Raw genomic sequence first — 22,338 nt, 5'->3', positions numbered from 1 at the left:
GTTTCCGGCGGCTCGCGGGTGGGCTCCCAACTCGCCCGTTTGCGCCTGGTTGTCGCTCATAAGTCCTGGTGAGGGTGGGGAATGATCAAGGGGAACAGCTTGGAATCCGCACCCCCGTCTATTAACGTTCGATAACGCAGTGCGGTCGTCACAACCGTCGCAAGAGGCGGCACCGTGCGCACGCGCCGAATTCCGCAAGGGAACCGGGGAACCACCACCTTGGGGTGAATCGGGTCGAATTGGGCCCGTAGGAGACCTTCCTGCTCCGAACCCGTCAGCTAACCCGGTAGGCGAGAAGGAAGGAAAGGAGTACGCCTCCGTGGCGTCCAACACCCCTGCCCCCGAAGCCCCCTTCGACTCGTTCGGTGCCTCGGGTGCCGCGGGCGCGGGCACCGACACGGTGTGGGAGGAATGGAATCCCACCGAGGACTCCGTCCGCCCCGTGCGTGGCCGGCACCGCGTTGCCAAGCAGCGCTCCAACTTCGCCCGCAGCTCCACCGTCCTCGGCGTCGGGGTCATCGCGGCCGTCGGCGGGGCCGGCATGGCCACCGCGCAGGACAAGCCGCCGGTCTCCATATCGCTGCCCGACCTGCCGGACGCGATCACGGACCATGTGCCGGACGCCTCCTCCCTGCCGGGCATCGGCTCCCTGATGGGGGACGCGGACGGCGGCGAGACCACCGACGGGCAGAACAACCCCGCTCCCCTGACCACCGCCTCCCTGGCCACCGACGCCGGCCCCGGGCAGCGCAGCGGCGCCGACGCGGGCGAGGCCCTGCGCGCCCGGATCCTCCAGCAGGCCGAGCAGCAGAAGGCGTCCGCCGACGCGGAGGCGAAGGCGGCCTCGGAGAAGTCCGCCGCCGAGCAGGCCGCCGCCGAGGCGAAGGCGCAGCAGACGGCCGCGCAGAAGGCCGCGGCCGAGGCGAAGAAGAAGGCGGACGCGGAAGCCGCGGCCAAGGCCGAGGCGGAGCGGCTGGCCAAGCTGGCCGCGAGCTACTCGCTTCCGACCTCCTCATACACGATCACCTCCACCTTCGGTCAGTCCGGTTCGATGTGGTCCTCGGGCTATCACACGGGTCTCGACTTCGCGGCCCCGACGGGCACGCCGGTCAAGGCCGTGCACGGCGGCACCGTCAAGTCGGCGGGCTGGTCCGGCTCGTACGGCTATCGGATCGTCCTCGAGCTGGAGGACGGTACGGAGGTGTGGTTCTGCCACCTGTCGTCGATGACGGTCGGGGCAGGGCAGACGGTCGGGACCGGGGAGACCATCGGGCGGGTGGGCGCGACGGGCAATGTGACGGGCCCGCACCTGCACCTGGAGGTCCACACCCCGGGTGGCGACGGCATCGACCCCGCCGCCTGGCTGCGGGACAAGGGCCTCAGCGTCTGACGGCCGCGCCCGCAAGCCCGTCCGCGCGCTCTGACGCGCCTCACCGCGAACCGCCCGGCCGAGCGCACCGCCCGGCCGGGGCGGTCCCACTCCCGTGAGCATCTGACGGTTGCCGGTGCTCGCACCGTCGCGCCCTCGCACGCCGGCAGCCTGGCGACACCCCCCCGACGCCATGGCTGCCGGTTTCTCCGCAGGGTCAGGAGCGGTACGGGTTGTAGGAGCCGTAGTCCCGGTACGGCGGCGGTGTCCACACCCGGCCCGTGGCCCGCGCCGCGTACGTCAGCGACGGCGCCGCTATCCCCTTGCGCTGCCACAGGTGGTGCAGCAGCTCCTGCTCGCGCGCCATGAAGTCCGGGCCGGCCGCGCCCCGGTGGGCCCGGTGCCGCAGAAACGCCAGGCTCGTCGCGAACGCCTCGTACTCGGCGACCGCGCGGGCCGCCGCCGGGCCGTACGTACGCGCCGCGAAGTCCCTGGCCATGCCGCGCGCCCGCATGGAGGAGAGCGCGAGGGGCTCGGCGGGTGAGAGCCAGCCCGCCGCCGCGTACGCGGGCAGCGATCCGGATATCGTGCGCAGCTCCCGCTGCCGGGTCCATATCGCCAGCCAGGTCAGCAGCCCGAAGGCCGGGACCATGAACGCGCCGTAGACGGCGTAGAAGCCCCACGGGCCGAACAGCGACGACGATCCGTTCCACAGCGCGTGCATGCCCATCGCCAGGGCGAGTCCGAGCAGGGGCAGCACGGTCCGCAGGACGCGCCGACGGCGGGCGAGGAGCGCCGCGACACCGAACCCGATGCCCGTCAGCACGGTGAACAGGGGATGCGCGAACGGCGACATCACGATCCGTACGAAGAAGGTCGCCGCGGTGACGGAAGCGAGACCGCTCGTGCCGAACTCCTGGTCGTCGCCGAAGGCGTTGCCGAGATAGAGGATGTTCTCGGTGAAGGCGAAGCCGGTCGCCGTGAAGCCGCCGACGACGACGCCGTCGACCAGGCCGGTGAAGTCCCGTCTCCGGAACAGGAAGATCAACATGATGGCGGCGGCCTTGGCGCTCTCCTCCACCACCGGGGCGATGACGGTGGCGCCGAGGGTGTCCGCGGAGGACGGGTCGGCGGTCGCGGTGGCGATCCAGCGGGTCGCGAAGGAGTTCGCGAGGATCGCGACGAGCGCGGCGGCGCACGCTCCCCAGGCGAAGGCGAACAGCAGATTCCGCCAGGGGCCCGGCTCGACGCGGTCCAGCCAGCGGAACGCCGCCATGAGGAGGGGGACGGGGAGGGTGGCCAGACCCAGACCCACGAGAAAGCCCTCCGTGCCGGTCTGCTCCCGCACGATCCCCAGGATCACCAGCCCGCACAGCGCGAGAACGGTGAACACCGCGACGAGCCGCACCATCCTGCTGCGCCAGAAGGCGCGGCGCGGCGCGTAACGCCACTGGGCGCGCTCCGGCACGGCCGCGAACGACGGCTCGGCCTCGAAGGCCGGGACCGCTGGGCGCGGATGCGAATGCCGTGCTGCGTGCGAAGGAGACACCCGATGACCCTAGCGAGGGCCACTGACACTCGCGACGGACTTCCGCGTGCGGCCGCCTCCCGCTGTCCGGCCGCCCCCGGCCGTTCCGTGCTCTCCGGCCGTCCTGCCGCCTGCGGCTACTTCCGCCGGAACAGGAGGTCGTGCACGACGTGGCCCTTGTCGAGGCCCTGCCCCTCGAAACGCGTGAGCGGCCGGAAGGCGGGGCGCGGCGCGTAACCGCCGTCGGGCGCGGTGTTCTCGAAGTCCGGATGCGCGGTGAGCACCTCGAGCATCTGCTCGGCGTACTCCTCCCAGTCCGTGGCGCAGTGGAGCACGGCGCCCGGCTTCATCCGGGTCGCGAGCAGGCTCAGGAACTCGGGCTGGATCAGCCGGCGCTTGTGGTGCCGCTTCTTCGGCCAGGGGTCGGGGAAGTACACCCGGACGCCGTCGAGACAGTCCGCCGTGAGCATCTCGCGGAGCAGGATGATCGCGTCGCCGTTCGCGACGCGGATGTTGGACAGGCCGTTGCGGTCGGCGAGGCCGAGCAGGTTCCCCTGGCCGGGCGTATGGACGTCGACCGCGAGGATGCCGGCGCCGGGGTCGTCGGCGGCCATCTGCGCGGTGGCCTCGCCCATGCCGAAGCCGATCTCCAGGACGACCGGAAGCCCTTCGAACATCGCGTCCAGATCCAGGACGCTCCTGCCGTCGATGTCCAGACCCCAGGTCGGCCACAGCTTGAGCAGCGCCTCCGCCTGCCCGGCGGTGACCCGGCTGCGGCGGGGCTGGAAGCTGCGGATCCGCCGCTCGTGGTGCGACCCGGCGGGGTCGGGCTGGGGCCCGCTGCCGTCGGCGAACATGCGGCTGCCGCGACGCGCGGGGACCGGGGCGGGGGAGAGGGCTGCGGATTCCTGGGACTCAGACACAATGCCCCGATTCTACGGCGGGCCGGAGCAGGGGCGCTCAGGAGCGGCCGAGGCGCCCGGCTACAGCGGGTCCAGCGCCCGCCGTGCCACCTCGCGTCCGATCGGGCGTCGGCCCCGGCTACAGCAGGTCCAGCGCGCGCCGTGCCACCTCGCGTCCGATCGGGAGAGACGCCGTCGCGGCGGGGGAGGGGGCGTTCAGTACGTGCACCGTCCTCGGTGCCTCGCGGATGAGGAAGTCGTCCGCCAGGGTGCCGTCCCGCAGGACCGCCTGGGCCCGCACGCCCGCGGGCGCCGGACGCAGGTCGGACTCCTCGACCGAGGGCAGCAGCCGGCGGACCGCGTCCGTGAAGGCCCGCTTCGACAGGGAGCGGCGCAGCTCGCCGGCGCCGTAGCGCCAGTGGCGTCGGGCTATCTGCCAGGATCCGGGCCAGGACACGGTCTCGGCGACCTCCAGGGGCCGGATCACGGACCAGCCGTACCCCTCGCGGGCGAGGGCCGGCACCGCGTTCGGTCCGACGTGGACGCCGCCGTCGATGCCTCGCGTCAGATGCACGCCGAGGAAGGGGAAGGCGGGGTCCGGCACGGGATAGACGAGTCCGCGGACCAGTGAGGGGCGGTTCAGCTCGTAGTACTCGCCCCGGAAGGGGACGATCCGCATCCCGGGGTCGTCGCCCGCGAGGCGGGCCACCCGGTCGCACTGGAGCCCGGCGCAGTTCACCAGGACCCGGCCGCGCACGATCCGCCCGGACGCCGTGCGCACCGCCACGCCCCAGGCGCGCCGGTCGACGGCGGTCACCGCCGCGCCGTACCGGATGTCCGCCCCGGAGGACTCGGCCAGCTGCGCCGCCACCGCCGCGTAGTCGCACACGCCGGTCGTGCCGACGTGGATCGCGGCGAGGCCCCGCACCCGCGGTTCGTACTCCGTGATCTGCGCGGGACCCAGCTCGCGCACCGGAATGCCGTTCTCCCGGCCGCGCTGGACCAGGGCGTGGAGCCGGGGCAGCTCATCCCGGCCGGTGGCGACGATCAGCTTGCCCGTGACCTCGTGCGCGATGCCGTACTCCGCGCAGAATTTGATCATCTCGGCCGCGCCGCGCACGGCGAATCGGGCCTTCAGCGAGCCGGGCCGGTAGTAGATGCCGCTGTGGATCACTCCGCTGTTCCGCCCGGTCTGGTGCCGGGCGGGGCCGGGCTCCTTCTCCAGGACGGTGACGCGCGTCCCGGGCGCGGCGCGGGTGAGCGCGTACGCCGTCGACAGACCGACGATCCCACCGCCGATCACCAGCACATCACAGTCGAAGCCGTCTGCGGACACCTGAGCCACCTCCCACCCCGATAGTGCACTGGCCCACTGACAATGGCCTTAAACCAGGTGGGACGAGGGTCACGCCGGTGTCATCAGCAGCGGCCGTGCCCGCTCCCGCAGCTCGACCACCCGGGGCTCGTCGCCGTACGGCTCCAGCCGGTGCAGCAGATCCCGTACGTACTCCGTCGTACGCGCCGAGGAGATCCGCCCGGCCACCTCCACCGCGCGCGTGCCCGCCGCGCATGCCGCGTCGAGATTGCCCGACTCGAGCTCGGCGACCGCGCTCACCACCAGGCGCAGGCCGTGCGAGCGGACGAACTCCTCCGTCGGACGCGACAGTGCCTGCTCCGTGAAACGGCGGACCTGGCGTGGTGCCTTCAGGTCCCGGTAGCACTCGGCGGCGTCGGCCGCGAAGCGGTCGTACGAGTAGAAGCCCAGCCAGGAGGGGTCGGCGTCGCCCTCCCGCGCGCGCTCCAGCCACCCCTCGGCCGCCTTGAGGGCCGCCCCGGCGGCCACCGCGTCGTTCGCCTTGGCGTGCGCGCGGGCCTCCACGAGACGGAAGAAGGACATGGTGCGGGCGGTGGCCAGCCCGCGGTTGCGCTCCAGTGCGGCCTGGGCCAGGTCGACGCCCTCGTCGGCGAAGCCCCGGTAGGTCGCCTGGAGCGACATGGAGGCCAGGACATAGCCGCCCAGCGGGACGTCGGCGGCCGCGCGGGCCAACCGCAGGGCCTGGATGTAGTACCGCTGCGCCGCCTCCTGCTGGCCCGTGTCGAAGGCCATCCAGCCGGCCAGCCGGGTCAGCTCGGCGGTCGCCCCGAACAGCGCCCGGCCGACCTCGTCCGCGTACGAACCGAGCAGCAGCGGCGCCGCGTCAACCCGTAAGCACTCGGGCACCATCGACGAACGCCAGTCCCCACCGCCGTACTTGGAGTCCCAGCGCCGGGCGTCCTCCGCCGCCTCCCGCAGCTTGGCCACATCGCTGTGACCCACGCGCGCGGGTGCCTCGTCCGCCGCCGCCACCCCGCTTCCCGCCGAGCCCTCGGCCAAACGCTCGACCGAGGAGTCGGCGGGGGTTATCAGCCACCGGGAGGCGGGCGTGGCGTACGCGCTCACCGCGAAGGATCCCGCCAGCGACTGCCAGATCCCGCCGCCGCCGGCCCGCCGCCCGGCCAGATCCAGCCGGTACAGCTCGGTCGCCGAGCGGACCGCCTCCCCCACGTCGCGCGGGAAGGCGAGCCCCACCTCCGGCGCGGGGTCGGCGTCCGCCAGTCCGATCTCGTGCAGCGGCACCGGACGGCCGAGCTTCTGGCCGATCGCCGCGGCGATCAGATGCGGGGCGGCGCCCTGCGGCACCATGCCCTTCGACACCCACCGGGCCACCGACGTCTTGTCGTAACGAAGGGTCAGACCCCGCTGCGCGCCGAGGTCGTTGACCCGCCGGGCCAAGCCGGCGTTGCTGATTCCCGCGAGGGCGAGAACCGTGCCGAGCTTGTCGTTCGGCCCGCGTTGCTCCCTGGACATGCGCCACCCCTCGACACACAGACAGCCGCCGCACACCAGGAATGGGGCGCGGCTTTCGTGCCGTGTTCTCCCGGAAGGCACCCCCCTGGCCCGGCCGCAAGAGCATATGGCCGAGCCCGTCGGAATATGCGCTCCCTGCGGAGAACAGCATTGACACACAGCGTAGTTCGCCGCATCCCGACCGTTAAGAGGCGGTGTTCCGTATGGCGAGATTGTTGTGCGTTCGGGTGGATGGCGTCCGGTGGCCGTGCTCCCGCCGTGTGGCCGTGCGCCCGGCCGTGCGCTCTCGCCCGGCCACCCGGGGGAGCGCTTCCATGAGTCCTGCGTGGGTCGGCCCGCTGCGCGTAGAACCAGTGGGCTGGGGGACACCGCCGCCTTCAATTCCCCGCGGGCGGCGGACCGGTCCGGGAGGCGAACAGCGCCTCCCGGACTGCTGTCGGCCCGGTGTCGGGTTCCGCTCTGCGCCGAGATTGGCCGAATGATGCCCCCCGTGCCGGGCCTCCGGGCGCCCGGCGACCGTCACCAAATGGCCAATGCCAGGGGCGTGTTCCCTTTTTGCGGGCGCTACCCTGAGCCACTCCTGTGCGCCGTTGTCGTGGCAGCATGTTCTCCACTGAACGTGGCGAGGTTGTCCACAGCCTGTGGAGGCGGCATGCGGTGGCTGGTGGGATGGAGCAGTATCGCCGCGCGCTTCGGTACGGCCGGAGCGGTCGGCGGCGCCTCCGAGTCCCGGACCGTCCACCCCGTCGGCGCACAGCTCCTGTGGGGTGACCCCGATCCGCTGTGGGCGGTCGGCGACTGGCGCCCCGACGAAGTACGCGTCGTCACCGTCGACCCCATCACCCGCCTCGCCGTCCTCGGCTGCTGCGCCGCGAGCGACGCCCAGTTGAGAGCCGGACTCCTCGCCGCGCGCGGCGGCGCCCTGCGCCACCTCACCTCCTGGGCCGGCAGCTACACCGCCGTCGTCCAGACCGGCCGCCGCATCACCGTCGCCGGTGACCTGGCCGGGGCCCGGCCCGTCTTCCACACCCCCTGGGCCAACGGCACCGCCTACGCCACCGCCGCCCTGCCGCTGGCCGACCTCATCGAGGCCCAGCTGGACATCGGCCACCTCGCCGCGCTCCTCGCCTGCCCCGAAACACCCGAGGCCCTGCGCGACTCCACTCCCTATGCCGGCGTCAAGCGTGTCCCGCCCGGGCACGCCCTGATCCTCCGCGAGGGATCCCGCGAGATCACCGGCTACGAACCGGTCGCCTCGCTCGCCGTCGCCGCGCCCCAACTCGACCCGGCCCGAGCCGTCGACGGCGTACGGGAAGCCCTGGTCGAAGCCGTACGGGCACGGCTCACCGCGCCCCGCCACGCGCCCGAGACCGTCCCGCAGGACCCGGGACCCGTCCCCGGCATGGGACCCGCCGAACGCCGCGCGGCGCGGGGCGCGCCCGCCCCCGGCATCGGCGCCGACCTGTCCGGAGGCAGCGCGTCGGGCACCCTCGCGCTGCTCGCCGCCGGGCTGCCCGGAGTGCCCGGAACCGTCCTCGGCCACGGCACCGGCGCCGGGGAGCGGCTCCTCGCCGTCACCTTCAACGACCTCACCGTCCCCGGCCGCGAGGACGAACTGGAACGCGCCCGCGCCCTCGCCGCGAACCCCCGGCTGCACCACGTCGTCGTCGCCGCGTCCGAGGAGGCCCTGCCGTACGCCGAACTGGACGGGCCCCTCACCGACGAGCCCGGCCCGTCCCTCGTCACCGCCGAACGCCACCGGCGCCGCCTCGCCGCGGGCAGCGCCGACCACTTCACCGGCATCGGCGCACGTCAGGTCCTCGACGCGCACCCCGCGCGCCTCGCCGACCTGCTCATGGACCGCCGGCGCCGGCACCTCCTGAAGCCCGTCGCCGCGCTGGCCAAGGCCTCGGGGACGTCCGCCCAGTCCTTCTTCGTCCCGCTCACCGTCTACCGGGCGGCCCGCCGGCTCGCCCGTACGCCGTACCGCACCGGCCTGGAGGCCGCGGCCGACCTCCTCCTCGAGGCGAACCGCGGGGCGGTCGGCCCCACCGGCCCGCTCGGCGCGTCCCTGGCCGCGCTCGCCTGGTCCCGCCCGGGACCCGCGGCGCGCTGGCTCACCGGGGAGGCGCTCGCCGAAGTATCGGTTCGCCTCAACCAGGCGGCGACCCGGCCCACTTCGGTGCAGCGACCCGGCGAGGCACGGGCGCGGGCGGCCCTGGCGCGCGCCGCCGCCGACCACCGGGTCCTGGAGCAGGCGGCGGAGATCCGCAGCCAGCGGCTGCACGCGCCCTTCCTCGACAACCAGGTCGTACGAGCCTGCCGCGGCCTGCCCGAATCCCTCCGCGTCCAGCCGGGTGCCCGGGCGGCGGTCCTGCGCACGGTCCTCGCGGGCGCGGGCATCCACGATCTGCCGCCCGGCTGGGGGGCGACGTCCCAGGCGACCTCGGCGGCGGCGACCCGGACGGGCCTGCGGGTGTCCCTCCCCTACCTGCTGTCCCTCTTCGACGCGCCACTCCTCGCGGACGCCGGCCTGATCGAGGCGCGGGTGGTCCGCCGTGCCCTGAAGGCCGCCTCCGACGGCGAACCGGTGCCGCTGGACGGCCTGGCGGACCTGGTCTCCACGGAACTCTGGCTCCGCCGCCTGCTGTCCCGTCGGGGTACCTGCTGGACGGGCTCGGCGGCGCCCCGCCAGAGGGCGGTGGCGGGCGGGGTCCCGGCGCTGGAACGCTCGGGAACGTCGTGAAGGCGGGGGCGGGGGACTGGGGCGGGGCTTCGGCACCCCGCGCGTGCCCGGACCCGTGGCCGTGGCCCCGGCGGTCGGGTTCGTCGTCAGCTCGTCAGCTCGTCAGCTCGTCAGCTCGTCAGCTCGTCAGCTCGTCAGCTCGTGAACTCGTGAACTCGTGAGCTCGTGAGTTCGGGGGTCCCGGCGCCGGCGCCCGTGCCCTCGCGCCCGTGCCCTCGCGCCCGTGCCCTCGCCTCCGTACCCGGCCCCGTACCTCTGCCTTCGGGAACGTCGTGAGCACGGGGGCTCCGGGCCGATCGAACAGTCACCGGCCGCCCCAACGCTCCCGCACCCCGCACAATGACCCAGTGCGGTATCTCATTCTCGGCGTCACCCTCGCGCGCGGCCCGGGCGGCGAGGTCGTCCACCTCGGCGGCCCTCGTCTCCGCGCTCTGCTCGCCGCGCTCGCGCTCCGCGTCGGACGCGCCGTCCCCGTCCGCGACCTCATCGACGACGTCTACGGGTCCGAACCCCCGCACGACGCCCCCGCCGCCCTCCAGGCCCTGGTCAGCCGGCTGCGTCGCGTCCTCGGCAAGGACGCCATCGCCTCGGCGCCCGGCGGCTACCGCCTCGACGCCGCCCGTGAGGACGTCGACGTCCACGTCTTCGAGCGGCAGGTCGCCGACGCCACCGCCCTCCTCCGGCACGACGGCGGCGACGCCGACTCCGCCGCCGCGCTGCTCCGTTCCGCCCTCTCCCTCTGGCGCGGCCGCGCGCTCGCGGACCTCGCCGACGACTCCACGGCCTTGCGTCCGGAGGCCCAGCGTCTTGAGGCCCACCGCCTCGACGCCCTCCGCAGCCGCGTCGAGGCGGACCTCAGGAGGGGAGCGACCGGCACGCTCGTACCGGAGCTGACGGAGCTGACGGCGGCGTACCCGTTCGACGAGGGGTTCCGCGCCCAGCTCGTCCGGGCGCTGCGCGCCGAGGGCCGCCGCGCCGACGCGCTCGCCGCGTACGAGGACGGGCGCCGGGCACTCGCGGACGGCCTCGGCACCGATCCCGGGCCCGAGCTCCAGGCTCTGTACGCCCAGTTGCTGGCGACCACGCCCGTCCAGCCCCATGTGCAGGCCCCGACGACACCGCCGGCAACACCCCCGTCCCCACCGCCGAGAGCCGCCACCGCTCCGGTCCCCGCCTCCGCTCCCGTCCCCGTCCCCGGCAACATCCGCCCCCGCCTGACCTCCTTCATCGGCCGCGAGCCGGAACTCGCGCTCATCCGGGACGACCTGACCCGTTTCCGCCTGGTCACCCTCACGGGCCCGGGCGGTACCGGAAAGACCCGACTCGCCGAGGTCGCCGCCACGGCCGACGGGGCGCCCGCCTGGCTCGTCGAACTCGCCCGGCTCGACGCGCCCCTGGAGGACTCCACGGCCCTGCCCGGCGCCGTCCTCTCCGCGCTCGGCCTGCGCGAGACGAACCTGATCACCCGCGAGGGCCAGCCCCTCCAGGACGACCCCACCGCCGTACTCGTCGAGCACCTCGCCGACCGGCCCCTGCTCCTCGTGCTCGACAACTGCGAACACGTCATCGACGCCGTCGCGGAACTCGCCGAGACGCTTCTGACGCGCTGCCCCGAGCTGCGGGTCCTGGCGACCAGCCGCGAGCCGCTGGGCGTACCGGGTGAAGCGGTACGGCCGGTGGAGCCGCTGCCGCCGGACCCGGCCCACCAGTTGTTCGCCGAGCGCGCCCGAACCGTACGCCCGGACTTCGCGCCCGGCACCCCCCACCTCGCCGCCCCCGACACCCCTGCCCCCGACACAGCCGCCGTCGCCGAAATCTGCCGCCGCCTCGACGGGCTCCCGCTCGCCATCGAGCTGGCCGCCGCCCGCCTGAGGCTGCTCACCCCGCGCCAGATCGCCGATCGTCTCGACGACCGCTTCCGCCTGCTGAACGGCGGCGGCAGCGGCAGCCGTACCGTCCTGCCCCGCCAGCAGACCCTGCGCGCGGTCGTCGACTGGTCCTGGGACCTGCTCGACGAGGACGAGCGGACCCTGCTGCGCATGGTCTCCGTCTTCGCCGGCGGCTGGGATCTGGCGGCCGCTGAGGCCCTCGAGGCCGACGCGGCGCGCACACTCGGCGCCCTCGTCGACAAGTCACTGGTCATCGCCACCCCGGCCGACGACGGCGAGATGCGCTACCGCCTCCTGGAGACGATTCACGAGTACGCCTCCGAGCGCGCCGCCGAGACCCCGGACGTCCTCGCCCGCGCCGAACGCGCCCACACCGCCCACTTCACCGACCTGGTCGAGTGCGCCGATCCGCGGCTGCGCTCCGGAGACCAGCTGCCGTGGATCGCCCGCCTGGAGGCGGACCTGGACAACATCAGGGCCGCCCTGCACCGCACGGCCGTCACGGCCGGGGACGAGCGGGCCGCGCTGCGGCTCGTCTTCGGCATGGCCTGGTTCTGGTGGCTGCGGAACTACCGCCCGGAGGGCTTGTCCTGGGTGGAGCGCGCGCTGGCCCTGGGCGACGACACGGACGACGAGGGCGATCCGCGCTACTGGCCCCGGCTGCGGCTGCGGATGCTGGAGTTCTTCCTCGCCGTGGAGAGTCACGCCTCGGGGGACTTCCGTGACGACCAGACGGCGGTCGCGCAGATCCGCCGCGTACGTGAGGCGTTCAGCCGGCCGGGCCCGGAGGCGGCGCGATTCCCGGGGCTGCTCTGGCCGATCACCGCCTATCTGACGGACGAGCCGGACCGAATCCACGCGATGTTGGACGCGGCGGTCGACAACTGCCGCCGCTTCGGCGGTGACTGGGAGTTGGGCGTCAGCCTGATGTTCCGTACGCACATGACGGTCGACATGCCCGGCGGTCTCACGAGCGTGACGGAGAACGCTCCCGAAACCTCGCCCGAAGCCGCCCCCGCCAACCACCCCGAGGCCGCGCCCGCCGCCGGCCCCGAAGTCGGCCCCGCCGGCCGGAACCGAAGCGTCTCCGAGAGCCTCGACGAGGATCTCCGCGAGCTGCGGACGCTCGCCCGCCGCGTCGGCGACCGGTGGATACGCGCTCAGGTGGCGGGCGTGGCGGCCGAGGCGGGCATGCTGCGGGGCCGGTACGAGGACGCGGGCGCCGCGTACGAAGAGGCTCTGGGGCTCGCACGTGAGGTCGGTGCCCACGCCGAGGCGCCCTTCCTGCTCGCCCGTCTCGCCGAGCTGGCTCACCGCACGGGGGACTCGGAGGCCGCCGAGAAGGTCCTGGACGAGGCGTCCGCGGAGGCGGACCGCTATCACGTCCACGACAGCCAGTTCTTCATCCGCTTCATGCGCGCGATGATCGCGCTGGAACGCGGCGACCTCGCCCGTGCGCGGCTGATGATCGACGCCGCCCGGCCCGCGGTCGAGGTGGGCTCGGCACCACCCCACTTCATCGCGGCGCTTCTGGGTCTGGACGCGAGGGTCGCGGCGCAGGAATCCCCGGGCCCCGACAGCGTACGGACAGCGACGGAGGCACTGCGGATGGCGCAGCGGGCCCGGTGCGCGGAGTTCGTCGTCACGCAGATCGCCGAATGGGTCGCGGCCACGCTGGCACTCGCCGGTGAACTGGCGCTCGCGGCACGGGTGCTGGGCGCAGTCGACACCTGGCGGGCCGGGATTCCGCCTTCGGTGCCGCAGCGGTACGAGACCGACGCCCTGGAGGCCCGGGCCCTGGCGGCTCTCGGCCCCCAGGGGTACGAGGCCGAGCGCGCTGCGGGAGCGGTGCTCACCCTCGCCGAGGTGGTCGCTCTCCTTGACGGCTACCTGGAGGCGGCGGCGCCGGGCCCTGACGGCTCGGGGGTCAGCCGCAGCTGATGCGCGACGACGCCCAGTCCGCGAGCGCCACCCCGCCGAACGGTGTGTTGTGGGGCTCGACGACCAGGCGGATCTTCCGCTGCCCGGTGATGCCGACATGTACGGGGACCGCCGGGTCGCCGCCGTTGATCACCTGCGAGCGCCACAGCCGGCCCCGGTCGCCGTACACGGAGAAGCGGACGGCCCCGAGGCCCCTGGTCATGTCGTCGACCCCGACGCGGGCGTCGTACGCGGTGCAGGTCCTGTTGAGGTCGATGGTGACGGAGGAGTCGGCGGGCACGGTCACCCCGTGCCCGTACCGCTCGCCGCCGATCGACATGCCGTGGCGCTGCCACAGCCAGCTGCTCTCGCCGAGCCGCACCTCGGGCTCGGTACCGTCGCCGACCAGCCCGTACCGCAGCCGGTTGACCTGGTAGACGGCGGCCGGCGCCGGCGGGGGAGGCTTCGGCTTCGCCCGGGGCGGGGCGGGCTTCGGCTTCGGCCCGGAGGGGGCGGGCGGCGGCTTCGGCGGCGCGGGCCTGGGCGCGGCGGGCGGCGGGGACGGTGTGGGCGTGTGTGTCGGTTCCGGCGCGGGGGGCGGGGGCGACGGCTCGGCAGCCGGCGCCTTCGGCGTGGAGGGGACGGGCTTCGGCGGTACGGCGGGGGCGACGGCCGGCGGTGAAGGTTCCGGTCGGGCGATCGGCGGGGGATGGCCGGACAGGGCCCAGACGAGCCCCGCGGTCGCGGCGGCGACGGCCGCGGCGGCGAGACCGGCCTTCGCGGGTACGCCGAGCCCCTCGGCCGCGGCGGCCGAAGCGGCCCCGGAGGAGGATGTACCCGCACCGGTGGCGGCGGCCGCCGCGCCCGCTCCCGCAGCGCCCGCGGCGCCGGCGGCGCCGCCGGCCACGACACCGGCGGCCTTGAGCGAGAACCCCGCGGCGAACCAGCCGACGACGGCGACCGGCAGCAGCGCGGGGATCCCCGCGTTGACGTGCGCCAGTTCACCGGCGGCGAGCCGGCACTTGGCGCACTCATCCAGGTGCGTGCGCAGCCCGCGCTCGGCCCGCATCCGCAGACCGCCGCGTGCGTAGGCGCCGAGCCGGTCGGCGTAGCGGGCACAGTCGCCGCCTGAGGTCAGCGCCTGGCTCACATGGGCCTGGAGGTAGGCCTGCTTGAGCCCTTCGCGGGCCCGGCTGGCGAGGACGGCCGTGGCGTTGGCGGTCAGCCCGAACAGTGGCGCGACCTCGCTCGGCGACTCCTCCTCGACGGTGGTGTGCCACAGGACCGCCTGCCACCGCTCGGGCAGTGAACGGAAGGCCTGCATGGCCAGTGACCGCTCGGCCTCGTGCATGGCACGGACGTCGGCGCCCAGGTCGAGGGTGTCGTCGCGTGGGGAGTCGGGACCACGGGCGTCCGCCGAGGCGAACACCGCGAAGTCCTCGACCAGTTGCTCGCGCTTCGCCGTCTTCGTCCAGGTGGCGGCCACGCGTCGGACGGTCGTGAGCAGATACGCCCGCACGGCCTGCTCGGGTCCCGCGCCTCCGCGCACGGCCTGCAGGGTGCGGGTGAACACCTCGGCGGTGAGGTCGTCGGCGGTGTGCGCGTCGCGGCAGCAGGTACGGGCGTAGCGCCGGATGGCGTCCGAGTGGCGGCGGAACAGCTCCTCGTACGCGCTGTCGTCGCCGTCCCGCATCCGCTGGATCAGCTCGGCGTCGGACGGCGGCAGCTCCCGCGGTGGCGGCAGTACGGAGTCGGTGCGGCCACCTTCGCGCTGTGCGGGCACACCGGGACCGGCCCCGGCCCCGGCGCCGGTTGCGGGCGTGGCACCGGTGGATTGGGCGCGGCCACCCTGACTCGGCACCTGCGGAGGCGCCTGGGCAGGGGCTTGGGCAGGCACCTGCCCAGAGGCTTGCGGCAGCGAGGACTGCGGATGATGCGGCGCCGGACGGTGCGCCTGGTGCGCCTGGTGCGCCTGGTGAGCTTGATGACCTTGGTGAGACGCCTGCCCGGGTGCGACCCCGCCGGTGCCTCCCATGCCCAGCGGCTCGTCCCGCCCGTCACCGCTCATGGCGCACGCCCCCGTTTGCACGCTCGGACCAGAACACCGCGTAAGCGTGGCACAGAGGGGTGTCCCGTCGACCCCTGTTCCGCGTCAACCACCCATCCGGGGAACGGGAGTACATGTGAGCGCGGCGCGTCACCCGTTCGTGAAACAGAGGATGCGCCGAGACACGCGGCATCGGGAGGGCGCACGACGTGACGGAAGACCGCAGCCACCGCCCGTCCCGATGCCGGCGTAACGCGAACCGCGCGTTACGCGGGCCGCGACCGCAGACCCTCCAGAAGGATGTCGAGGAGCCGGGTCGAGGCCGCCGCCTGCTGCTCGGCGTCGGGCAGCGCGGGCGCCGCCGTGGCTATGACCAGCAGGACGTCGGCCACCGTCACATCGCCGCGCAGCTCACCGGCCGCGCGCGCACGGTCGACGAGCCGGCCCACGACCTCCAGCAGCTCCGCCGCGCCCGAGTCCTCCTGCTCGGCGGCCGGCACCCCGCGAGGGGCCACCACCCGCAGCTCGTGCGGCGACTGCGCGCCCGCGCGCTGCTGAGGCACCCGCGCCGCGTCCTGCGCGTCCACCACGTCCGCCCCGGCCGGCGCCGTCGACTCGTCGCCGTCCGCACCGACCCGCAGCACCTGCGGCGGCAGCAGCCGGCCGGCGCCCGAGGCGACCGACGTCCGCAGGAAGCGGGAGAGCGCCGACCACGGCTCGTCCTCCTGCCCCAGGGCCGTACGCGCCTGCTCGGTCAGCCGGGACGTCTCCTCCTCGGCTATCCGGCGCACCAGCACGTCCTTGCTGGGGAAGCGGCGATAGACCGTGCCGACTCCGACCCGCGCCCGACGCGCCACGTCCTCCATCGGCGCCCCGTAACCGAGTTCGCCGAACACCTCGCGAGCCGCCCGCAGGACGTGCTCGAGATTGCGCTGTGCGTCCACGCGCAGCGGCGCGGGACGACTCATTCCACCGCCCGGCGCCCCCATGGCAGCCGAACGCCCGTTACCCAGGCCGTCCGACGGAGCGACAACGGCCTGCCAATGCGAATCCTGAATATCCATACAACGTTCCCCCGGTCATGTTGTCTCCCCCCGGAGACTCCCCGCCCTGACAGTCGGGGCCCCAGACCCGACACGCTCAGGTCCAATCACGCTGCGACCCGACACCCCGACGAGATACGAACATAGTTGAGTCCGGGTCAATTCAGAAGGGGGAGTTCCGTACGGTGCGCCCCCCGATCGGAGCAAGGACCGGAACACTCCCGATTCTGCCCCCTCACGGTACCCCCTACCCCTGCCATGACCTGCGGTGATCCCCCCGCACCCGGGTGTTTCGCCACCCCGCGCCTCCTCCCGGCGCCGGTCACACAATCTGTCGGGCCTGTGGACAAACGCCGGAGAGCGTTGCGTCATGGGACAGTGACCGAACCTGTGCGCGTTCTCGTTGTCGGCGGTGGCTACGTAGGCATGTACACCGCGCTGCGCCTCCAACGGAAGCTGAAGGCCGAGCTGAGAAGCGGCGCGGTCGAGATCGTCGTGGTCACCCCAGACCCGTACATGACGTATCAGCCCTTCCTCCCGGAGGCGGCCGCCGGGTCCATCTCACCCCGCCATGTCGTGGTGCCGATCCGCCGCGTCCTCGACCTGTGCAAGATCGTCATCGGCGATGTCGAATCCATCGACCACGCCAAGCGCACGGCGACCCTCACCACCCTCGCCACCGAGGAAGAGGGCACCGGAGCCGTCCAGATGAGCTACAGCGAGCTCGTCCTCGCCCCGGGCTCGATCTCCCGCACCCTCCCGATCCCCGGTCTCGCCGACTACGCCATCGGCTTCAAGACCGTCGAGGAGGCCATCGGCCTGCGCAACCACGTCATCGAACAGATGGACATCGCCTCCTCGACCCGGGATCCGGCCCTGCGCGACGCCGCCCTGACCTTCGTCTTCGTCGGAGGCGGCTACGCGGGCGTCGAGGCCCTCGGCGAGCTGGAGGACATGGCCCGCTACACCACGCGCTACTACCACAACATCAAGGCGCAGGACCTGAAATGGATCCTCGTCGAGGCGTCGAACCGGATCCTCCCCGAGGTGGGCGAGGAGATGGGCCGCTACGCCATTCGTGAGCTGCGGGCCCGCAATGTCGACGTCCGCCTGGAGACCCGGCTGGAGTCCTGCGAGGACCGCGTCGCCGTACTGAGCGACGGCTCCCGCTTTCCCACCCGTACGGTCGTGTGGACGGCGGGCGTCAAGCCGGCGCCCGTCCTCGCCAACACCGACCTGCCGCTCAACGAACGCGGCCGCCTCATCTGCACGCCCCAGCTCACCATCGACGGCGTCGCGCACGCCTGGGCGGCGGGAGACGCCGCCGCGGTCCCGGACGTCACCGCCGACGAGCCGGGCAGGGAGTGCGCGCCCAACGCCCAGCACGCCGTGCGCCAGACGAAGGTCCTCGCCGAGAACATCGCCGCGTCACTGCGAGGACAGCCGCTCAAGCCGTACGCCCACGAATACGTGGGTTCCGTCGCCTCACTCGGCCTGCACAAGGGCGTCGCGCATGTCTACGGGCGCAAGCTCAAGGGCTACCCTGCCTGGTTCATGCACCGCGCCTATCACCTCAGCCGGGTGCCCACCTTCAACCGGAAGGCCCGCGTCCTGGCCGAGTGGACCCTGTCGGGCCTCTTCAAGCGGGAGATCGTCTCCCTCGGCTCGCTGGAACACCCGCGTGCCGAGTTCGAACTCGCCGCCGCGCCCCCGCCCGCACCCCCCAGGGCCGCCCCCGCCAAGGACGACCCCAAGGACGGCACTGCGTCGGACTGACCCCGTTGTCAGTGCGGTCGGCCACACTGGGCGTGTGACCATAGGTGGGCTCACACCTGCACAGAGTGACAGCACCGCACGTGCCTCGGCACGGCAGCGACACCATGAGGCTTGCTGTGTCTTCCCGGGGGCGCTCCCCGGACCCCCGGCCGGGGGGCGGTCAACGGAAGACACCCAGAAGACGAACCGCAACGACACAACGAGGCCTGAAAAACCGTGAACTTCACGCGTTGGAGCGCCCGGCTCCCCGGTACGCAGCGCCGCGCGGCGGCGCGGGTGACCGACCATGGGGTCTCCCCGGCGAAGCGGGCGGACGGCTCCGTGCCCGCCGCCCGGGGTGAGTACGGCCAGCAGCTGGAGCCCCTGCCGGAGGACGTGCCCGCCCTCGAAGACTTCTCCGTCCGGGAGATGATCGGCCGCCTCCCCGGCCTGGTCGCCCTCGCCTACGGCCCCGACCACCGCATCGCGTACGTCAACGACGCCTACGCCGCCGCGTTCGGACCCCGCCCCGCCGGCGCGCCGGTCGCCGACGGCTGCCCCGAGGCCGCCGAGCTCGGCCTGCTCCCGCTGATGGACCAGGTGCTGCGCAGCGGCAAGCCGCGCACGGTCAAGTCCCGCCGCACCCAGGACGGCGGCTCGTACACGGTCACCTGTCTGCCCGTCGACACGCCCGCACACGGCGGCGGAGTCCTCGTCCACGCCGCGGACGTCACCGACCACGCCGAGGCGGCCGAGCGGCTGCGCGCCAGCGAGCGCCGCCACCGCGAGACCGCGGTCACCCTGCAGCGTTCCCTCCTCCCGCAGGAGTTGGAACAGCCGGACGACCTGCGGGTCGCGGCCACCTATCAGCCGGGCGGCACGGACGCGGCCGTCGGCGGCGACTGGTACGACGTGATCACGCTGGGCGCCGGACGCACGGCCCTGGTCATCGGGGACGTCATGGGACGCGGCGTCCGCGCCGCCGCCGTCATGGGCCAGCTGCGTACGGCGGTGCGCGCCTATGCCCGCCTGGACCTCCCGCCCCACGAGGTGCTCCAGCTCCTCGACGGCCTCGCCGCCGAGATCGACGCCAGCCAGATCGCCACCTGCGTCTACGCCGTCCACGACCCCAACGAGGGCCGGCTCGTCTACGCCTCCGCCGGCCACCTCCCGATCCTCGTCAGAGACGAGGACGGCTCGGTCCGCCGAGCCGAGGACCCCACCGGCCCGCCGCTCGGCACCGGCGGCTGGCTCCACACCTCCGGCACCATCGCCCTGCCACCCGGCTCGAGCGCCGTCCTCTACACCGACGGCCTGGTCGAGCGGCGCGGCGAGGACATCGACGAGGGCGTGGCCGCGCTGGAGCGCGCCCTCTCCGGCGCCACCGGCGCCCCACAGGTCGTCTGCGACCGGCTCATCCGCTCTCTGGGGGTGACCGCCGAGCACGACGACGACGTCGCGGTCCTCGTCCTGCAGCACCCCTCCCGTACGGGCCCGGACGCGGAGCTCTTCCACAACGCCGCCCTGGAACTGCTGGGCGGCGTCGAAGCCGCCCCTCGGGCGCGTGCCTTCGCCTCGGGCGTCCTCTCCAGCTGGCGCTTCCCGACGGAGCTGCGCGACCTAGGGGTCCTCGCCACCAGCGAACTGGTGGCGAACTCGCTCCAGCACGGCACCCCGCCGATGCGCCTGCGCCTGCGGCGCACCGACCGCCGACTGATCATCGAGGTGACGGACGGCGACGACCATCTCCCGCGCCGCCGCCGCGCCGAAACGGAGGACGAGGCGGGTCGCGGTATCTCGATCATCGCGACGATCGCCTCGTCCTGGGGAAGCCGCCGCACGCCGGGAGGCGGCAAGGCGGTCTGGTGCGAGTTCGCCCTGCCCGACTAGGCGAGGGCCTCCGCCTTCTCCGGCTCGTGGCGGGCCACCACGCGCGACGGCCGGACGGCCGACGACGGCTGGTCCTGTACGGGCGTCAGCTGCTTGCCGAGCCGCAGTGCCAGGAAGGTGATCCCGAGCGAGAAGAGCACGAAGGTCATGATGTACGGACCGTGCAGCGCGGCTCCCATCGGCCCGCCGACGGCCGGCCCGACCGCCAGCGCGACCTGCTTGACCAGCGCGAACGCCGAGTTGTACTGCCCGACCATCGCCTCCGGAGCGAGGTCCGCCACCAGCGGCGCCACCGTCGGCGCCAGCATCGCCTCACCCAGCCCGAAGAGGGCGTACGTGGAGATGAACGCGGCGGTCGCCATGGCCTGGCTGCCGTGTCCGAGCCCCGCGTACCCGGCGATCACCCAGGCCACGGTCCAGATGACACCGACCGCCGCGATCACGCGGGTGCGCCTGCGCCGCTCCACGAACCGCAGCACCAGGAACTGCGCGGCGACGATGACGGCGGTGTTGGCGGCCAGCGCCGCACCGAGCGCCGACGGCTCGATCCCGGCGGCCTCGGTGCCGTAGGCCGCGAGCCCCGACTCGAACTGTCCGTAACAGGCGAAGAAGAGGACGAACCCCAGCACAGAGAGCCGCACCATCGCCTTGTGCCCGAGCAGCGCCCGCAGACCGCCCTTGGCCTTCGCCTCGGTGTTCTCGGGGCGGCCGCCCTGGATGGCCGGTGATCCCGGCAGGCGTACGGAGGCGGCGATCCCGGCCAGGACCAGGAACATCACGGCCTCGATCGAGAACAGCAGAGTGAAACTGGCCGGCCTGCTCTCGTCGACGAGCCGGCCGCCGATCAGACCGCCGATGCCGAGACCGAGGTTCTGCAGAAAGAACTGTGTGGCGAAGGCCCGGGTGCGCGTCGCGCTGGTCGAGCACCAGACGATCATCGTGGCGAGCGCCGGCTGCAGGACCGCCGTACCGGCACCGAGCAGCGCCGCCGCCGGCACGACCAGGGACACGCTGTCCGCGAGCCCCATGCCCAGCGCGCCCACCGACGCGAGCACCGCGGCGACCAGCAGCACGGGCAGAGGACCGCGCCGGTCGATGGCACGACCGCTGAACGGCAGAACGACAAGTGCGCCCATGGCGAACACGGCGAGGACGGCACCGGCCGTCGTCGCACCCAGCTCCCTCACCTGCGCGACGTACACATAGAGGTACGGAACGGTGAAGCCGAGTCCGAACGCGCTCAGCGCGCTCCCCGCCTGAATCCGGCGCATCGCTGCGCCCCTCACCTTGGTCACACTCACCTACTTCTCGCCACGGGGTCCTGAAGCCCCTGAAGGACTGAACTCTGAAGACTTCAACACTAAAGTTCGATCCTTAACAGTACACACTGAAGGACTTCAATGCCAACGGCGCCGTGGGATACTCCCCCCATGTCCGACAACCCCGCGCAGCCCGGCACGCAGGCCTCCCTCCAGGAGCCGAGCCTCGACGAGCAGATCGCGGCCTATCAGCGCGAGTACCGCGACCTCGACCCGCAGGTGGAGAAGGTCGTCTCGGCGCTGGGCCGGCTGAACCGCCGGATGAACGTCGCGTACGGACGCCAGGTCGCCGACCTCGGCATCAGCAACGCGGAGTGGGAGGTCCTCAAGACCCTCGTCCTCGCCGGAGCCCCGTACCGCCTGGGCCCCGGCGAACTCGCCAAGCGCCTCGGCCTGACGCCGGCGGCCATGACCCACCGCATCGACCGCATGGCCGGCGAGGGCCTGGTCACCCGGGACCGCGACGAGAACAACCGCGTACGCGTGATCGTCGAGCTGACCGACGAGGGCCGCACCAAGTGGCTCGAGGCGATGCGCATGGCGACCGGCTTCGAGGAGGACCTCCTCCAGGACCTGTCGAGCGAAGAGCGGGGAGTACTGGGCGAGATGCTCATCCGCCTGCTCCGCCGCGTGGAGCACACCCAGCCCGACGCGGGCGGCCGGCTCATCGATCTGGACTGACGCGGGACCCGCGCGGGACTGCCGAGGGCGGGGGTTGACACGACCCCTGGGCGTGCGTAGTGTTCTCCGAGTTGTCACGGAGCCGGAACGGTTCTGCGGCAGCCTCCCGCCGCGAACGCGGCAAACAAACTCAGCACGGTCTCCCAACAGGGATGAATTCCGGCATGCCGTAATTCATTTCGAAGACTCGATTATGAGTCACCCGGGAAATCGGTTAGAGTTTGAGCGTCGGAACGGCCGAACAGCCGGAAAGACAACCCACTCTGACTGGGAATCAGGCCCGAAAGGATCTGATAGAGTCGGAACCGCCGGAAAGGGAAACGCGAAAGCGAAGAACTGGAAGGCAAACCCCGCTCCGACGGGGAATCGGACACGAAAGAGTCTGATAGAGTCGGAAACAC

At 73.1% G+C, this 22,338-nt stretch carries 13 protein-coding genes and 1 riboswitch; of the genes, 6 read left to right on the top strand and 7 right to left on the bottom strand.

All coding sequences use genetic code 11. From position 1 onward, the window contains the following. Positions 1-173 precede the first annotated feature (173 nt). A riboswitch (cyclic di-AMP (ydaO/yuaA leader) is annotated at positions 174-308 on the top strand. Between the two features lie 11 nt (positions 309-319). After that, positions 320-1,390, top strand: coding sequence for a M23 family metallopeptidase (locus tag ACZ5VC_RS13550; RefSeq protein ID WP_469120242.1), 1,071 nt, complete (start codon positions 320-322; stop codon positions 1,388-1,390). 196 nt (positions 1,391-1,586) lie between these two features. On the opposite strand, the gene ACZ5VC_RS13545 is transcribed toward ACZ5VC_RS13550, so the two are convergent. From ACZ5VC_RS13545 to ACZ5VC_RS13530, 4 genes are all read right to left on the bottom strand, one after another. Then, positions 1,587-2,918: a PrsW family intramembrane metalloprotease gene (locus tag ACZ5VC_RS13545; RefSeq protein WP_469120241.1), complete on the bottom strand. Its 1,332-nt coding sequence runs from the start codon at positions 2,916-2,918 to the stop codon at positions 1,587-1,589. A gap of 116 nt (positions 2,919-3,034) precedes the next feature. Beyond that, positions 3,035-3,754, bottom strand: a complete 720-nt coding sequence (gene trmB / locus ACZ5VC_RS13540; RefSeq protein WP_469120795.1) for a tRNA (guanosine(46)-N7)-methyltransferase TrmB — start codon at positions 3,752-3,754, stop codon at positions 3,035-3,037. A gap of 184 nt (positions 3,755-3,938) precedes the next feature. Next, on the bottom strand, positions 3,939-5,135 hold the full coding sequence (gene lhgO / locus ACZ5VC_RS13535; protein ID WP_469120240.1) for an L-2-hydroxyglutarate oxidase: 1,197 nt from the start codon (positions 5,133-5,135) through the stop codon (positions 3,939-3,941). A gap of 69 nt (positions 5,136-5,204) precedes the next feature. Then, a complete protein-coding gene (locus tag ACZ5VC_RS13530) occupies positions 5,205-6,647 on the bottom strand; it encodes an MFS transporter (protein ID WP_469120239.1) in 1,443 nt (480 codons plus the stop codon). 652 nt (positions 6,648-7,299) lie between these two features. On the opposite strand from ACZ5VC_RS13530, the gene ACZ5VC_RS13525 reads away from it, so the two are divergent. Further along, the gene (locus tag ACZ5VC_RS13525) at positions 7,300-9,393 is read left to right on the top strand and encodes an asparagine synthase-related protein (RefSeq protein ID WP_469120238.1); all 2,094 of its coding nucleotides are present in this window, start codon (positions 7,300-7,302) and stop codon (positions 9,391-9,393) included. A gap of 347 nt (positions 9,394-9,740) precedes the next feature. Next, on the top strand, positions 9,741-13,223 hold the full coding sequence (locus tag ACZ5VC_RS13520; RefSeq protein WP_469120237.1) for an ATP-binding protein: 3,483 nt from the start codon (positions 9,741-9,743) through the stop codon (positions 13,221-13,223). On the opposite strand, the gene ACZ5VC_RS13515 is transcribed toward ACZ5VC_RS13520, so the two are convergent. Continuing rightward, positions 13,210-15,270: a sigma-70 family RNA polymerase sigma factor gene (locus ACZ5VC_RS13515; protein WP_469120236.1), complete on the bottom strand. Its 2,061-nt coding sequence runs from the start codon at positions 15,268-15,270 to the stop codon at positions 13,210-13,212. The two genes, ACZ5VC_RS13520 and ACZ5VC_RS13515, sit on opposite strands and share 14 nt — an antisense overlap. Before the next feature lie 245 nt (positions 15,271-15,515). Then, entirely contained in the window at positions 15,516-16,313 is a 798-nt protein-coding gene (locus ACZ5VC_RS13510; protein WP_469120235.1) for a TetR/AcrR family transcriptional regulator, read from the bottom strand. Between the two features lie 357 nt (positions 16,314-16,670). On the opposite strand from ACZ5VC_RS13510, the gene ACZ5VC_RS13505 reads away from it, so the two are divergent. After that, on the top strand, positions 16,671-18,068 hold the full coding sequence (locus ACZ5VC_RS13505; protein ID WP_469120234.1) for an NAD(P)/FAD-dependent oxidoreductase: 1,398 nt from the start codon (positions 16,671-16,673) through the stop codon (positions 18,066-18,068). A gap of 216 nt (positions 18,069-18,284) precedes the next feature. Then, a complete protein-coding gene (locus tag ACZ5VC_RS13500) occupies positions 18,285-19,937 on the top strand; it encodes an ATP-binding SpoIIE family protein phosphatase (RefSeq protein WP_469120233.1) in 1,653 nt (550 codons plus the stop codon). On the opposite strand, the gene ACZ5VC_RS13495 is transcribed toward ACZ5VC_RS13500, so the two are convergent. After that, entirely contained in the window at positions 19,934-21,208 is a 1,275-nt protein-coding gene (locus ACZ5VC_RS13495; RefSeq protein ID WP_469120232.1) for an MFS transporter, read from the bottom strand. The two genes, ACZ5VC_RS13500 and ACZ5VC_RS13495, sit on opposite strands and share 4 nt — an antisense overlap. 159 nt (positions 21,209-21,367) lie before the next feature. Here ACZ5VC_RS13495 and ACZ5VC_RS13490 point away from each other — a divergent pair, with 159 nt between their 5' ends. Further along, positions 21,368-21,937: a MarR family winged helix-turn-helix transcriptional regulator gene (locus ACZ5VC_RS13490; protein ID WP_469120231.1), complete on the top strand. Its 570-nt coding sequence runs from the start codon at positions 21,368-21,370 to the stop codon at positions 21,935-21,937. The last annotated feature ends 401 nt before the right edge of the window (positions 21,938-22,338 follow it).

The organism is Streptomyces sp. NPDC033174 (assembly GCF_055577795.1).
The sequence above is the reverse complement of the archived record's forward strand: the minus strand, read 5'-3'. Positions and strand labels throughout refer to the sequence as shown.